The 15,255-nt window shown below is 59.3% G+C and carries 17 protein-coding genes; all 17 read right to left on the bottom strand.

Annotated elements, in window-relative coordinates; genetic code table 11:
- Positions 1–103 precede the first annotated feature (103 nt).
- Positions 104–1,573 carry a ribosome biogenesis GTPase Der gene (gene der, locus AC1DU9_RS03710; protein WP_108216525.1) on the bottom strand — a complete coding sequence of 490 codons (1,470 nt, stop codon included), beginning with the start codon at positions 1,571–1,573 and terminating at the stop codon, positions 104–106.
- A 136-nt stretch (positions 1,574–1,709) separates the two neighbouring features.
- Positions 1,710–2,861: an outer membrane protein assembly factor BamB gene (gene bamB, locus AC1DU9_RS03705; RefSeq protein WP_223460260.1), complete on the bottom strand. Its 1,152-nt coding sequence runs from the start codon at positions 2,859–2,861 to the stop codon at positions 1,710–1,712.
- Positions 2,854–3,495 carry a YfgM family protein gene (locus AC1DU9_RS03700; protein WP_223460258.1) on the bottom strand — a complete coding sequence of 214 codons (642 nt, stop codon included), beginning with the start codon at positions 3,493–3,495 and terminating at the stop codon, positions 2,854–2,856. Before AC1DU9_RS03700 ends, bamB begins: the two co-directional genes overlap by 8 nt.
- 41 nt (positions 3,496–3,536) lie before the next feature.
- Positions 3,537–4,826 (bottom strand): histidine--tRNA ligase, encoded by a 1,290-nt coding sequence (gene hisS, locus AC1DU9_RS03695; protein WP_223460256.1) that lies wholly within the window; start codon positions 4,824–4,826, stop codon positions 3,537–3,539.
- 38 nt (positions 4,827–4,864) lie between these two features.
- Positions 4,865–5,974 (bottom strand): flavodoxin-dependent (E)-4-hydroxy-3-methylbut-2-enyl-diphosphate synthase, encoded by a 1,110-nt coding sequence (gene ispG, locus AC1DU9_RS03690; protein WP_003185136.1) that lies wholly within the window; start codon positions 5,972–5,974, stop codon positions 4,865–4,867.
- A gap of 3 nt (positions 5,975–5,977) precedes the next feature.
- Positions 5,978–6,997: a RodZ domain-containing protein gene (locus AC1DU9_RS03685; RefSeq protein WP_223460254.1), complete on the bottom strand. Its 1,020-nt coding sequence runs from the start codon at positions 6,995–6,997 to the stop codon at positions 5,978–5,980.
- Positions 6,997–7,755: a type IV pilus biogenesis/stability protein PilW gene (gene pilW / locus AC1DU9_RS03680; protein ID WP_223460252.1), complete on the bottom strand. Its 759-nt coding sequence runs from the start codon at positions 7,753–7,755 to the stop codon at positions 6,997–6,999. Before pilW ends, AC1DU9_RS03685 begins: the two co-directional genes overlap by 1 nt.
- A gap of 12 nt (positions 7,756–7,767) precedes the next feature.
- On the bottom strand, positions 7,768–8,916 hold the full coding sequence (rlmN, locus tag AC1DU9_RS03675; RefSeq protein WP_223460250.1) for a dual-specificity RNA methyltransferase RlmN: 1,149 nt from the start codon (positions 8,914–8,916) through the stop codon (positions 7,768–7,770).
- Between the two features lie 28 nt (positions 8,917–8,944).
- Positions 8,945–9,370 carry a nucleoside-diphosphate kinase gene (ndk, locus tag AC1DU9_RS03670; protein WP_007982755.1) on the bottom strand — a complete coding sequence of 142 codons (426 nt, stop codon included), beginning with the start codon at positions 9,368–9,370 and terminating at the stop codon, positions 8,945–8,947.
- 88 nt (positions 9,371–9,458) lie between these two features.
- The gene (gene iscX, locus AC1DU9_RS03665; RefSeq protein ID WP_007973999.1) at positions 9,459–9,659 is read right to left on the bottom strand and encodes a Fe-S cluster assembly protein IscX; all 201 of its coding nucleotides are present in this window, start codon (positions 9,657–9,659) and stop codon (positions 9,459–9,461) included.
- 14 nt (positions 9,660–9,673) lie between these two features.
- Positions 9,674–10,015, bottom strand: a complete 342-nt coding sequence (gene fdx / locus AC1DU9_RS03660) for an ISC system 2Fe-2S type ferredoxin (protein WP_223460248.1) — start codon at positions 10,013–10,015, stop codon at positions 9,674–9,676.
- A gap of 2 nt (positions 10,016–10,017) precedes the next feature.
- Positions 10,018–11,880 (bottom strand): Fe-S protein assembly chaperone HscA, encoded by a 1,863-nt coding sequence (gene hscA / locus AC1DU9_RS03655; RefSeq protein ID WP_477809749.1) that lies wholly within the window; start codon positions 11,878–11,880, stop codon positions 10,018–10,020.
- Between the two features lie 51 nt (positions 11,881–11,931).
- A complete protein-coding gene (gene hscB, locus AC1DU9_RS03650; RefSeq protein ID WP_223460244.1) occupies positions 11,932–12,453 on the bottom strand; it encodes a co-chaperone HscB in 522 nt (173 codons plus the stop codon).
- Positions 12,454–12,461: 8 nt separating this feature from the next.
- On the bottom strand, positions 12,462–12,785 hold the full coding sequence (iscA, locus tag AC1DU9_RS03645; RefSeq protein WP_003227904.1) for an iron-sulfur cluster assembly protein IscA: 324 nt from the start codon (positions 12,783–12,785) through the stop codon (positions 12,462–12,464).
- A gap of 34 nt (positions 12,786–12,819) precedes the next feature.
- Positions 12,820–13,206, bottom strand: coding sequence for a Fe-S cluster assembly scaffold IscU (gene iscU, locus AC1DU9_RS03640; protein WP_007974006.1), 387 nt, complete (start codon positions 13,204–13,206; stop codon positions 12,820–12,822).
- A gap of 83 nt (positions 13,207–13,289) precedes the next feature.
- A complete protein-coding gene (locus tag AC1DU9_RS03635) occupies positions 13,290–14,504 on the bottom strand; it encodes an IscS subfamily cysteine desulfurase (protein WP_223460241.1) in 1,215 nt (404 codons plus the stop codon).
- A gap of 50 nt (positions 14,505–14,554) precedes the next feature.
- The gene (gene iscR, locus AC1DU9_RS03630; RefSeq protein ID WP_007982741.1) at positions 14,555–15,046 is read right to left on the bottom strand and encodes a Fe-S cluster assembly transcriptional regulator IscR; all 492 of its coding nucleotides are present in this window, start codon (positions 15,044–15,046) and stop codon (positions 14,555–14,557) included.
- Positions 15,047–15,255: the final 209 nt, after the last annotated feature.

The raw sequence follows: 15,255 nt of genomic DNA, 5'->3' as shown, positions 1-15,255 counted from the left end.
GGCGGCGCGGGGGAGTCCGAGGATAGCCCAAACGGCGCCCATAAAAAAAGGGCGCTCTGGTGAGCACCCTTCTTATCGCCGAGCTCCTACATGAAGTGATGAATCACTTCTTGTCGCGGCGCTTCTTGTCGGCTTTCTTGTGGTGCGACATCAAGCGACGCTTCTTGTTGACCTGACGGTCGGTGAGCGTGTTCTTGTTGCCTTCGTACGGGTTCTCGCCACCCTTGAACTCGATGCGGATCGGCGTACCGACCAGCTTCAGGACACGACGGTAAGTGTTTTCCAGGTAACGAACGTAAGACTTCGGCACCTTCTCGATCTGGTTACCGTGAATCACGATGATCGGCGGGTTCGCACCACCCAAGTGGGCGTAACGCAGCTTGATCCGGCGGTTGTTGACCATCGGAGGGGCGTGCTCACCGACTGCATCTTCCAGGATCTGGGTCAGGCGGTTGGTCGGCCAGCGGGTTACTGCGGATTTGAACGAGTTCTGTACCGAGGCGTAGAGGTTGCCCACGCCGGTGCCGTGCAGTGCCGAGATAAAGTGAATATCGGCAAACTCGACGAAGAACAGGCGACGCTGCAACTCGATCTTGACGAAGTCGCGCTCGCTTGGCGTCATGCCGTCCCACTTGTTGATCGCGATGACCAATGCACGACCGGCCTCGAGGGCAAAGCCCAGCAGGTTGAGGTCGTGGTCCACCACGCCTTCGCGGGCGTCCATCACGAAGATCACCACGTTGGCGTCTTTGATCGCTTGCAGAGTTTTGACCACGGAGAACTTTTCGACTTCTTCGTGGATCTTGCCGCGCTTGCGCACACCGGCGGTGTCGATCAGCGTGTACTTCTCGTCATTACGCTCGAACGGGATGTAGATACTGTCGCGGGTGGTACCGGGTTGGTCATAGACGATGACCCGGTCTTCGCCGAGCATGCGGTTGACCAGGGTCGACTTGCCGACGTTCGGACGGCCGATGATCGCGATCTTGATCCCGTCTTTTTCGCTTGGGCCAGGAATGCGCTTGGCTTCCTCGCCTTCGGCGACGTCTTCTTCCTCGCCTTCTTCCGGCTCTTCTTCGTCTTTCGGGAATTCGCTCAGGGCGATTTCCAGCATCTGAGTAATGCCACGACCATGAGCGCCAGCGATCGGGATCGCGTGTCCCATGCCCAACGGAGCGAATTCGGCGCGGGCCATTTCAGGGTCGATGTTGTCGACCTTGTTGGCAACCACATAGGAACGCTTGTTACGTTTGCGCAAATGCTCGGCGATCATCTGGTCGGCGGCGGTAAAACCGGCCTTGGCATCTACCAGGAACAGCACGACATCCGCTTCTTCAATGGCCAGCAGCGATTGCTCGGCCATTTTTTCGTCCATACCGTGCTCGTCACCGGAGATACCACCGGTGTCGACCAGAATGTAGGAACGCCCTTGCCACTTGGCCTCACCGTACTGGCGATCACGGGTCAGACCGGACAAGTCGCCGACGATGGCATCACGAGTCCTGGTCAGGCGGTTGAACAAGGTGGACTTGCCGACGTTTGGTCGGCCCACCAGGGCGATTACGGGAACCATGCGGCTCTCCACTTCGTTATTTCAGAAAATACAAAAGCCGCTGCGTGGCAGCGGCTGGTGCTCGGGGCAGCGCCTGAAAGCGCTGCAAACCCCGGTAAACCGGAGCCGCCTGGGGGGTTAACCCCAAGCATAGTCGTTACTTGATGGTCAGGGCTTCCAGTTTGCCGCTGTTGCCATATACATAAATCGTGTCACCCATCACCAGCGGACGGGCACGCAGGCCGTCGCTGTCGATGCGCTCGCGGCCGACGAAACGACCGTCCACCTGACTCAGCAGGTGCAGGTAACCTTCCAGGTCACCGACTGCAACGTAGCTGGAGAACACTTCCGGGGCCGACAGTTGACGACGGGCCAGCGAATCGTTGCTCCACAAGGCTGTGGTGGAACGCTCGTCGACGCCTTCAACGGTGCCCGAAGACAGGCTCACATAAACGGTGCCCAGACCCTGGGCGACACCGGAGTAGCTGGAAGCATCTCGCTGCCAGAGCTGACGGCCGCTTTGCAGGTCCAGAGCGGCAACGCGCCCCTGATAGCTGGCGACATACAGCGTCTCGCCCGACAGCAGCAAGCCACCGTCGATATCGACCACACGCTCCAGCTCCGAACGACCTTGCGGGATCGCTACGCGCTGCTCCCACACCGGTACGCCGTTGGAGATATCCACGGCAACCACTTTACCGGTCGACAGGCCAGCCACCGCGAGGCGGTTGGTCACGATCGGCGCACTGGTACCACGCAGGGTCAGTACCGCAGGCGTGCTGTCATAGATCCAGCGACGGTTACCGGTGGAGGCATCCAGGCCGATCAGGCGATCGTCCTGAGTCTGAACCACCACAACGTCACCGTTGTTGGCTGGCGGAGCCAGCACTTCGCTGGACACGCGAGCGCGCCACTTCTCTTCACCGTTGATAGCGTCCAGGGCAACGATTTCACCCTTGAGCGTACCGATGGTGACCAGACCGTAACCTACGCCAACGGCGCCGGAGACAGGCAGCTCGAGATCTTTCTTCCACTTGACGTCGCCCGTGTTGCGGTCCATCGCCATCAACACGCCAGTGACGTCGGCAGCATAGATGGTATCGCCATCGATGGCCGGAACCAGCATGTTGTAGGTTTCGCCCTGACCGTCACCGATCGAACGGCTCCACTGCTTGTGCAGAACCACTTCTTCCTTGAAGTCGACCAGTTCGGCCGGAGGCAATTCTTTTTTGCTGTTGCTGCTGCAACCCGCGGCCAACAAGGCCAGGGCCAGCAATGCTGCATGTTTCCAACGAATCACGTCACGCATCCCCTTTGGCCAGGTCGTCCAGCTTGATTTGCAGGCCACCGACCGCCGCTTCATCCGACAGTGCCGCCTTGGCTTTTTGATACGCCGCGCTCGCCTCATCGGTACGACCCAACTGCACCAGCAGGTCGCCCTTGAGCTCTTCGCGAGTGGCCAGGAATGCCTTGTCGGCATCGCCTTCGAGCAGCTTCAGTGCTTCGTCGGCCTTGTTCTGCGCGCCGAGTACCTGGGCCAGACGCTGACGGGCGATTTCGCCCAGCGCCGGGTTGGCCGGTTTGTCGACAATGGCTTTGAGCTCGCTGGCAGCGTCGTCCAGCTTGCCGCTGTCGACCGCAACCTTGGCCACGAACAGGCTGCCGTACTGCGCGTAGGCGCTGCCGCCGAACTCGCTGTTGAGCTTGCGGGCCAGGTCCGAAACACGGGCCGCATCAGGCTTGCCGTCAGGCGTCAGCGTGGTTTCGAGCAATTGCTGATAGAGCATCGAGGCGCCTTGCGACTGATTGCTCTGATACTTGTGGAACGCCTGCCAGCCGAACACGATGACCAGCGCCAACAGGCCGCCAGTGACCAGGGGCTTACCGTTGCGTGACCACCATTCCTTCAATTCCGCCACATGTTCGTCTTCGGTACTCGACACCCCAATACTCCTTAATCGCTAATTCGGCTGTTTAGACAGCTTCAACCCTGCACGACGCAGGTGGCCAGGTGAGCGGCAAGCGCATCCCAGGCAATGCTTTGTTGTTCGCCCTGGCCACGCAGGGGTTTGAAACCTACCACTTGCCGGGCCATTTCGTCGTCACCGAGGATCAGCGCATACAGCGCGCCGCTCTTGTCGGCTTTCTTGAACTGGCTTTTGAAACTGCCGGCGCCGGCATTCACTTGCAGGCGCAGGTTGGGCAACTGATCACGAACGCGCTCTGCCAGGGTCAGGCCGGCGAGCTCGGCGGCTTCACCGAAGGCGCAGAGGTAGACGTCGACCTGACGGGAGATCTCTTGCGGGATCTGCTCCAGGGTTTCCAGCAACAGCACCAGGCGTTCGATGCCCATGGCAAAACCAACGCCGGCGGTCGGCTTGCCGCCCATCTGCTCCACCAGACCGTCGTAACGGCCACCGGCACATACGGTGCCCTGGGCGCCGAGCTTGTCGGTGACCCACTCGAAAACGGTCTTGCTGTAGTAATCCAGCCCGCGAACCAGCTTCGGGTTGATCACGTAAGGAATGCCGGCAGCGTCCAGGCGAGCCTTGAGGCCCTCGAAATGCACGCGGGATTCTTCGTCGAGGTAGTCGGCCATTTTCGGCGCATCGACCAATACCGCCTGGGTATCGGCGTTCTTGGTATCAAGAACCCGCAGCGGGTTGGTTTTCAGGCGACGCTGGCTGTCTTCGTCGAGCTTGTCCATGTGCGCCGAGAGGAACTCGACCAGTGCTTCGCGATAACGACCACGGGATTCGCTGGTACCCAGGCTGTTGAGCTCGAGTTTTACCGCATCGCGGATGCCCAGTTCGCCCCACAGGCGCCAGGTCAGCACGATCAGCTCGGCGTCGATGTCCGGACCGTCGAGGTTGAACACCTCCACGCCGATCTGGTGGAACTGGCGATAACGGCCTTTCTGCGGACGCTCGTGGCGGAACATCGGGCCGATGTACCAGAGCTTCTGAACCTGGCCACCGCCGGTGATGCCGTGTTCCAGCACTGCGCGCACACAGGCCGCCGTGCCTTCAGGGCGCAGGGTCAGGGAGTCGCCGTTGCGGTCGTCGAAGGTGTACATCTCTTTTTCGACGATGTCGGTCACTTCACCGATGGAACGCTTGAACAGTTCGGTGAACTCGACGATCGGCATGCGGATCTGCTTGTAACCGTAGTTATCCAGCAGCCGCGAAACGGTGCCTTCGAAATGACGCCACAGGGGGGTCTGTTCGGGCAGGATGTCGTTCATGCCACGAATGGCTTGCAGAGACTTGCTCACAAAAATTCCTTAATTCGTTCGGCTCTTTTTAGCCAGGCTTAGCCGCGCGCAATAACGGCAGCGTCAGCTTCGACCTTTTCGGCCGCTTTCTGGCGGATCAAGCGTTCAAGCTCATCCACCAGATTGTCATTCGTCAGTTTCTGCGACGGCTTGCCGTCGATGTAAATCAGGTTCGGCGTGCCACCGGTCAAGCCAATATGGGCTTCCTTGGCTTCGCCCGGACCGTTGACCACGCAACCGATGACCGCGACATCCAGCGGTACCAGCAAGTCTTCGAGGCGCCCTTCCAGCTCGTTCATGGTCTTGACCACATCGAAATTCTGCCGCGAGCAGCTCGGGCAGGCGATGAAGTTGATGCCACGGGAACGCAGGTGCAGGGACTTGAGAATGTCGTAGCCGACTTTCACTTCCTCGACCGGGTCGGCCGCCAGCGAGATGCGGATAGTATCGCCAATCCCTTCGGCGAGCAGCATACCGAGGCCCACGGCAGATTTCACCGTGCCGGAACGCAAACCACCGGCTTCAGTGATGCCCAGGTGCAGCGGCTGGACGATTTCCTTGGCCAGCAGGCGGTACGCTTCGACGGCCATGAACACGTCGGAGGCTTTCACACTGACCTTGAAATCCTGGAAGTTCAGGCGCTCAAGGTGCTCGACGTGACGCAAGGCAGACTCGACCAGTGCAGCCGGGGTCGGCTCGCCGTATTTCTTTTGCAGGTCCTTTTCCAGGGAACCGGCGTTCACGCCGATACGGATCGGGATCCCGCGGTCACGGGCGGCATCCACCACCGCACGTACGCGGTCTTCGCGGCCGATGTTGCCCGGGTTGATCCGCAGGCAATCGACACCCAGTTCAGCTACGCGTAGAGCGATCCGGTAGTCGAAGTGAATGTCGGCAACCAAGGGTACTTTGACAAGCTGCTTGATCTTGCCGAAGGCTTCGGCGGCGTCCATGTCCGGTACGGAGACCCGCACGATATCGACGCCGGCCGCTTCCAGACGATTGATTTGCGCGACAGTGGCCGCGACATCGTTGGTGTCGCTGTTGGTCATGCTCTGCACAGCGATAGGTGCATCGCCGCCAACAGGCACGTTACCGACCCAGATCTTGCGGGATTCGCGACGTTTGATTGGAGATTCGCCGTGCATGACTTATTGACCCAACTTCAGGCGAGCAGTCTCGCCACTGGTGAACGGAGCGACATCAACCGGCTGGCCGTTGTAGCTGACCTGAGCGCCGCGGGCAAAGCCCAGACGCACGGTAAACGGTGGTTTACCATTGACTGCCAGGCTGTCGCCTTTGCGTTTGAGACCGCTGAACAGCACCTTGCCGCTACCGTCGGTCACTTGTGTCCAGCAATCGGCGGTGAACTGCACCTTGACCTGGCCTTGACCGGCCACTGGCGCGGTTACCGCTGGAGCAGGAGCGCTCGGGGCTGCCGGAGCAGTCACGACCGGGGCCGGGACGGCAGGCACCGCCGGCGTCACTGGCGCCGCGACAACTGGCGCCGGATTGTGAGCGGGTGCGGCTGGTGTTGCCGGCGCAGCAGGGACGGCCGGCGCAGTCGCCTGAGCATCCGCCGGCACTTCAGCCGGAGTGTCGGCCTGTGGCAGCACGAGGACGGTTCCGCCTTCGGTCTGACCTTCCACGACGGCCTGGTCTTCCGGCTCGTCCAGCGGATGAATCTGCGTAGTACCGTCGGCGCCTTCGACTTCAACGTGTTCCGGAACCAGCCCGATCAGGTCCTTGGTACGCATCGAGGTCTGATCCTGCCACCAGACGAAACCGCCACCGATCACCGCGATCAGCAACAGCAGGCTGACGATTCGCAAGATGGTGTGGGAAACCCGGACCGGCTCTTCGATACGACCCAGACTGTGAACACTGCTGCCCTGGGAGTCGGTACCGGTGGATTGATCGAATTGCTTGACCAGTACGGCCTGGTCCATGCCGAGCAATTTGGCATAGGTACGGATATAACCACGGGCAAAAGTATGTCCGGGCAGCTTGTCGAAAGCGCCGGCTTCCAGATTGCTCAGGGAAGTGGTGGTGAGGTTGAGCTTGAGGGCCACTTCGGCCAGCGACCAGCCATTGCTTTCGCGGGCCTGGCGTAAAATCTCACCGGGGTTAACGCGATTCGCTGCTACAACTTCAGGATGCGCCGCTTTCATCATTGCTCCGACAGGTATTGCTGATATTCCGGCGTACCGGGATAGAGTCTTTTCAGTTGCAGGCCTTTGCTTGCGGCCTTGTCGCGGTCTTCGAACACTTTTGCCAGCCGAACGCCGAGCAACAGACTACGTGCATTTTGTTCGGAGAGCTGGCTAAAACGGTCGTAATAATCACGCGCGGGCACATAATGCCTGTCTTCGTAAGACAACTCAGCCATTTCCAGCAATGCACGAGGTTGTTGGCGGTTCAGGCGCAGGGCTTTTTCCAGTTGCTGCAGGGCCAGATCACGCTGACCGAGCATTGCAGCGGTCATGCCCAGGTTCTCGAACACCCGCGAACGCTCAGGATACAGTGTATCGGCGGCGGCTTGTTCAAAGCGCTCGTAGGCTTCCTTGTAACGTTTCTGCTCGAACAGAAAACTGCCGTAGTTATTGAGGATTCGTGCATCGGCGGGACGGGAAGACAGTGCCTTGCGAAAATGCTCGTCGGCAAGTGCAGGTTCCATCTCGGCCTGGAACACCAGCCCCAGTGCCGCATTGGCATCCGGGTCGGAGCCATCCAGCTCCAACGCTTTCTTCAGCGGAACCTTGGCGCGCTCGGTCATGCCTTGTTGCAAATACCCGATACCCAACTGAACGTACGCCTCACGCGCTTCATCGCGGCCCTTGCTGGTCTTCATCGGGTTGTAGTCACCCGAAAGCACGCAGCCAGCACACAGGCTGGCCAACAGCAAAAGCAGCGCAAAGCGCAGGGACATAGAGATCCTCTCTTAGTTATTGTTCGCAGCGTTCGTCGCCAGATCGCTGTCGGCGTTCAACTCACGCACGGCGATGTAACGTTCGCTGCGACGGGTGCGATCCAGCACCTGCCCTACCAATTGACCACATGCGGCGTCGATGTCTTCACCACGGGTGGTGCGGACGGTGACATTGAAACCTGCATGGTGAAGCTGATCCTGAAAACGACGAATGGCGTTGTTGCTCGGACGCTCGTACCCGGAGTGCGGGAACGGGTTGAACGGGATCAGGTTGATCTTGCACGGGATGTTCTTGAGCAGCTCGATCATTTCCACCGCGTGCTCGACCTTGTCATTGATGTCTTTGAGCAAGGTGTATTCGATGGTCAGCACGCGCTTTTCGCCGAGATTCGACATATAGCGCTGGCACGACTCGAGCAGCATCTTAAGCGGATACTTCTTGTTGATCGGCACCAATTGGTTACGCAATGCGTCATTGGGTGCGTGCAGGGACAACGCCAGGGAGACGTCGATGTGCTTGGAGAGCTCATCGATCATCGGCACCACGCCAGAGGTCGACAGGGTCACACGGCGCTTGGAAATGCCGTAGCCCAGGTCGTCCATCATCAAATGCATGGCCGCGACGACGTTGTCGAAGTTCAGCAGCGGCTCACCCATGCCCATCATCACCACGTTGGTGATGGCACGGTCGACGGTTGCCGGGACGCTGCCAAAGGATTTGTTGGCAATCCACACCTGGCCGATGACTTCGGCGGCGGTGAGGTTGCTATTGAAACCTTGCTTGCCGGTGGAGCAGAAACTGCAATCCAGGGCACAGCCTGCCTGGGACGAAACGCACAAGGTGCCGCGTTTGCCCTGGGGAATGTATACGGTCTCGACGCAGCTGCCGGACGCCACGCGCACCACCCACTTGCGGGTGCCGTCGCTGGAGATGTCCTCGCTGACCACTTCCGGACCACGGACCTCGGCAACAGTCTTGAGCTTTTCGCGCAAGGCCTTGCTGACGTTCGTCATGGCATCGAAATCATCGACACCAAAGTGGTGAATCCATTTCATTACCTGACCGGCACGGAAACGCTTCTCCCCGATTGAGTCGAAGAATTTTTCCATTTCCAGCTGAGTCAGACCCAGCAGGTTAGTTTTTACAGTCGATGTAGTCATGGATTCACCTTCACTCTTAAGCCAATGCTTAGCGAGTGGTTACTTCAGTAGCTGCGAAGAAGTATGCGATTTCGCGAGCGGCAGCGGCTTCGGAGTCCGAACCGTGAACAGCGTTGGCGTCGATGGAGTCAGCGAAGTCAGCACGGATGGTGCCGGCAGCAGCTTCTTTAGGGTTGGTAGCACCCATCAGCTCACGGTTCAGAGCGATAGCGTTTTCGCCTTCCAGAACCTGAACGACAACCGGACCGGAGATCATGAAAGCAACCAGGTCGTTGAAGAAACCACGAGCGCTGTGCTCAGCGTAGAAGCCTTCAGCTTCGGCTTTGGACAGTTGCTTCAGTTTCGAAGCTACAACGCGCAGGCCAGCTTTTTCGAAACGAGTGGTGATCTCGCCGATAACGTTTTTTGCAACTGCGTCAGGCTTGATGATGGAGAAAGTACGTTGAACAGCCATGGTGTAACTCCAGAAACGGTAATTTACGAAAAATTAAACCCGCGAATTATACGCGGGTTCTCGGGTATTGCCTAACCTGCAGCGTGGCTCAGTCGCGTTCTTCGATCCAGTGGGCCTGAATGGCCTCCAGGATCTTCTCGCCACAATGCTCAGGCATATCGTCGAAATCGGGCAATTCCATCACCCATTTACGCAGATCGACGAAGTTGACCGACATAGGGTCCACGTCGGGCTTGCTTTCAGCCAGCTGGATCGCGATCTCCAGCACATCAGTCCACTTGAGTTTCATGACAATTCCTTGAATCAGTGCGCTGCTTCGGCTGCGTGATTGAGCGAGTACTTCGGAATCTCGACGGTCAGGTCTTCGGTGCCGACCTTGGCCTGGCAACCCAGGCGCGATTGAGCTTCGAGCCCCCAAGCCTTGTCAAGATAGTCCTCTTCCAGCTCGTCAGCCTCTTCCAGCGAGTCGAAACCCTCGCGGATGATGCAGTGACAGGTGGTGCAGGCGCAGACGCCGCCACAGGCACTTTCCATCTCGATATGGTGCTCATGGGCCAGCTCGAGGATGGAAATACCCGTCTCAGCCTCCACGACCATGCCTTCCGGGCAAAACTTTTCGTGTGGCAGAAAAATGACCTGCGGCATCGTTATTCCTCAATCTCATTCAGGTTGCGCCCCGCCAGCGCGGCTTTCACCGTCGAATCCAGGCGGCGGGCGGCAAAGGCGTCGGTCACTTGCGACAGACGCTTGGTCTGCTGCTCGATGGCGTAACCATCGGTACCTTTCATCAGCTCGCTCAGTTCCTGCACCTGCAGGTCGATGACCATGCGCTCGTCGGCGTCGAGCAAGCGCTCGCCATCAGCCTCCAGAGCAGCCTGTACCGCTTCGATCAGGCGCTGGGCGTCGACCTGTTGCTCGCGCAATACGCGGGCAACCTTGTCGTCATTGGCGTGCTGGAACGAATCCTTGAGCATCTTGGCGATTTCGCCGTCGGTCAGGCCGTAGGACGGCTTGACCTGGATGCTGGCCTCGACGCCCGAACCCAGTTCGCGGGCGGAAACGCTGAGCAGACCGTCGGCATCGACCTGGAAGGTCACGCGAATCTTCGCTGCGCCAGCCACCATCGCCGGAATCCCGCGCAGCTCGAAGCGAGCCAGGGAGCGACAGTCGCTGATCAGCTCGCGCTCACCCTGCAACACGTGAATCGCCATGGCCGACTGGCCGTCTTTGTAAGTGGTGAAGTCCTGGGCGCGGGCAACGGGGATGGTGGTGTTGCGCGGAATCACCTTCTCCATCAGGCCGCCCATGGTTTCCAGCCCCAGGGACAACGGAATCACATCCAGTAGCAGCAATTCGCTGCCATCGCGCTTGTTACCGGCCAGGGTATCGGCCTGGATCGCAGCGCCAATCGCTACCACTTGATCCGGGTCGATTTCAGTCAACGGCTCACGGCCGAAGGCTTCGGCGACGGCTTCGCGAACGCGAGGTACGCGCGTCGAACCACCGACCATGACCACGGCAAGCACGTCTTCCAGTTCGATCCCGGAATCACGCACCGCACGGCGGCAGGCTTTCAGGCTGCGGGCAACCATCGGCTCGATCAGCGCATTGAAGGCTTCACGAGTGAGTTCAGCCTTCCAGTCGCCATAAGCGACTTCGACGGTCGCAGAGTTGGTCAGCGCTTCTTTTGCCGCACAAGCAGTCTGCAGCAGGTTGCGTTGCACGCCCGGGTCGAGATCGGCGGACAGGCYAGCGCTCTCGATGATCCAGCCAGCGATCGCGTGGTCGAAGTCATCGCCACCCAAGGCGCTGTCGCCGCCAGTGGCCAAAACTTCGAAGACACCGCCGGTCAGGCGCAGAATCGAAATATCGAAGGTGCCGCCGCCCAGGTCGTAAATCGCGACCAGGCCTTCGGCGTGCTGATCCAGACCGTAAGCCACAGCGGCGGCGGTCGGCTCGTTGAGCAAACGCAGCACGTTCAGACCGGCCAGCTTGGCCGCATCCTTGGTAGCTTGACGTTGAGCGTCGTCGAAATAGGCCGGAACGGTGATGACCGCCCCCACCAATTCACCACCCAAGGTCGCTTCGGCGCGCTGACGCAGAACCTTGAGGATATCGGCGGACACCTCGACCGGGCTTTTCGGGCCCTGGATCGTGTCGATGAACGGCATGTGCGACTCGCCATCGACAAAGCGGTACGGCAACTGATCACCCAGCTGCTTGACGTCGGACAGACCACGACCCATCAAGCGCTTGACCGACAGCACGGTGTTCAACGGATCGGTGGCGGCGGCCAGCTTGGCGGATTCGCCAACCTCGACGCGATCGGCGTGGTAGCGCACGGCAGACGGCAGGATAACCCGCCCTTCTGCGTCGGCAAGTGGCTCGGAAAGACCACTGCGCAATGCAGCGACCAGCGAATTGGTAGTGCCCAAGTCGATCCCCACAGCCAGACGACGCTGGTGCGGTTGAGGACTTTGGCCGGGTTCGGCGATCTGCAGTAGGGCCATCGTTATCAGGACTTATCTGTATATCAGGCGTGCGACCGGAGCGGCACTGGGTTAATCGTCGAGGCGCTCTTCTAACTGGCGCACTTCGTAGGTGAGCTTGTCGAGGAACTGCATGCGCCGCATCAGGCGTTCGGCCCGTTCACGTTGCGCGGTATCGTTCCAGCAAGCTGCGAAGCTTTGGTTCAGTTCATCCTGGGCAACCTTCAGGCGACGCTTGAAGACGGCAACGCCATTGAGGTCGGCGCTGTCCTGCAGGTCTTCGAGCTCTTCGCGCAACTCCATCTGTTGCAACAGGAACTCCGGATCATGCACCGTGACCTCCAGCGGCAACTCGCCCCCATTCAGGGCGAGCAGGTAGCGCGCGCGCTTGGGCGGACTCTTGAGCGTCTGGTAGGCCTCGTTGAGGCTCGCCGATTGCTCCAGGGCCAGCCGTTGCTCACGTTCGGAAGCGTCGGCAAAGCGGTCCGGATGAACGCTGCGCGCCAACTCACGGTAGCGCGTAGCCAGCTGATCGAGGTCCAGATCGAAACTCGGTTGCAGCTCAAATAAAGCGAAATGACAAGGAGTACCCACGACAAGCCTCAGATGTTGAAGCTTTCGCCGCAGCCACATTCACCGCGTACGTTGGGGTTGTTGAACTTGAAGCCTTCGTTCAACCCTTCCTTGACGAAATCGAGCTCGGTGCCGTCCAGGTAAGCCAGGCTCTTCGGGTCGATGATCACTTTTTCGCCGTGACTTTCGAACACCTGGTCCTCTGCAACCACCTCGTCGACAAACTCCAGCACGTAGGCAAGGCCGGAACAGCCTGTGGTGCGAACACCCAGACGAATCCCTTCACCTTTGCCGCGCCCGTCGAGGGAGCGCCGCACGTGTCGAGCAGCCGCTTCTGTCATGCTGATAGCCATCGGTGACTCCTTACTCGTCGCCAAAACTCGAAAATCAGATCAAGCCTTTCTTCTGCTTGTAATCGCGAACAGCCGCCTTGATGGCGTCTTCAGCGAGTACCGAGCAGTGAATTTTCACTGGCGGCAGGGCCAGCTCTTCAGCCAGCTGAGTGTTCTTGATGGTTTCTGCTTCGTCCAGGGTCTTGCCCTTCATCCACTCGGTGGCGAGGGAGCTGGAAGCGATAGCCGAACCGCAGCCGTAAGTCTTGAACTTGGCATCTTCGATGATGCCGGCGTCGTTGACCTTGATCTGCAGGCGCATCACGTCGCCGCACGCCGGAGCGCCGACCATGCCGGTGCCGACATCAGGATCTTCCGCGTCCATCTTGCCGACGTTGCGCGGGTTTTCGTAGTGGTCGATGACCTTTTCGCTGTAAGCCATGATTCTCAATCCTCACTCATCAGAGAGTCGCTCTTTGAGCCCCGTCACCATCGTGAGCAGGGCTGGTTCGCGGCGACTTGAAATCAGTGTGCCGCCCACTCGATTTTCGAAATGTCGACACCGTCTTTGTACATATCCCACAGCGGCGACAGAGCGCGCAGCTTGGTAACGGCCTCGCAGACTTTCTGCGCGGCGTAGTCGATTTCTTCTTCGGTAGTGAAACGGCCGAAGGTGAAACGGATCGAGCTGTGTGCCAGTTCGTCGTTGCGGCCCAGGGCGCGCAGTACGTACGAAGGCTCAAGCGATGCCGAGGTGCAGGCCGAACCGGACGATACCGCCAGATCCTTGAGCGCCATGATCAGCGACTCGCCTTCAACGTAGTTGAAGCTCAGGTTCAGGTTGTGCGGAACGCGGGCGGTCATGCTGCCGTTGACGTACAGCTCTTCCAGGTGCTCGACCTGCTTGTAGAAACGGTCGCTCAACGCCTTGATGCGCGCGTTCTCGGCAGCCATGTCTTCCTTGGCTACGCGGAAAGCCTCGCCCATGCCAACGATCTGGTGGGTCGCCAGGGTGCCGGAACGCATGCCGCGCTCGTGGCCGCCACCGTGCATGGTCGCTTCGATACGTACGCGCGGCTTGCGGCTTACGTACAGGGCGCCGATGCCTTTAGGACCGTAGGTCTTGTGGGCGGAGAACGACATCATGTCGACTTTCAGCTTCGAAAGGTCAATCTCGACCTTGCCAGTGGACTGAGCGGCGTCGACGTGGAACAGAATGCCCCTGGAACGGGTCAGTTCGCCGATCGCTGCGATGTCGTTGACGGTGCCGATTTCGTTGTTCACGTGCATGACCGAAACCAGGATGGTGTCGTCGCGCAGTTCGGCTTCGATCATCTCCGGGGTCACCAGGCCGTCAGTGCGAGGCTCGATGTAGGTCACTTCAAAACCTTCACGCTCCAGTTGGCGCATGGTGTCCAGGACAGCCTTGTGCTCAATCTTGGTGGTGATCAGGTGTTTGCCCTTGGTGGCATAGAAATGCGCCGCACCCTTGATTGCCAGGTTGTCGGATTCGGTGGCACCGGAGGTCCAGACGATTTCACGCGGATCGGCGTTGACCAGGTCGGCGACCTGACGACGGGCGTTTTCGACGGACTCTTCGGCTTTCCAGCCGAACACGTGGGAACGGGACGCCGGGTTACCGAAGTTTCCGTCGACCAGCAGGCATTCACTCATTTTTTGCGCGACACGCGGATCAACCGGGGTGGTCGCAGAGTAATCAAGGTAAATCGGCAATTTCATGGACTATCTCCTAAATCAGGCTGGCTGGCGTGCCGCTAGCTCTTCGGCTGTCATTCGACGGCGGACGCTTCAATCTTGTCCAGGCGTGGCACCTTGCTGTTGCAACGGCGCTGGTCCTGACGCTGGGCTACTTCTTGCACCTCACGGCGAGTCACAAGGTCAGCCAAGCTGATACCGCTCAGAAATTCGTGAATCTGCAGGCTCAGATCGCACCACAAGTGGTGAGTCAGGCAAGTGTCGCCGGAATGGCAATCACCCTGCCCCTGGCATTTGGTTGCATCGACCGATTCGTTCACTGCATCGATCACCTGGGCGACCTGGATGCCCTGCATGTCGCGGGACAATTGGTAGCCACCGCCCGGACCACGCACGCTGGACACCAGATTGCTGCGGCGCAGCTTGGCGAAAAGCTGTTCGAGGTAGGACAGGGAGATGCCTTGGCGCTCGGAGATATCGGCCAGGGACACGGGCCCGTGCTGCGCGTGCAACGCCAGGTCAAGCATGGCGGTCACGGCGTATCGGCCTTTTGTAGTCAGTCGCATGGACAATTACCACGGAGTTCGGAATGAGGCGAGTATGCAATTCCCGAGTATTTAAGTCAACTATAAGACCTAGTACTTTAGTCAGGTTTACCCGCAAAAGAGCGGCAGCATCATAGCAAAGGCTGGCTGAGAACAGCCAGCAGTACCGAGTCATCGTTCATCGCGAGCAGACTCACTCCTACAGGGAAACGCATTTCAAATGTAGGAGT

The sequence above is a fragment of the Pseudomonas sp. P4_C1 genome, assembly GCF_056402155.1.
Note: the sequence above shows the minus strand (reverse complement) of the source record. Positions and strands in the feature narration are given on the sequence as shown.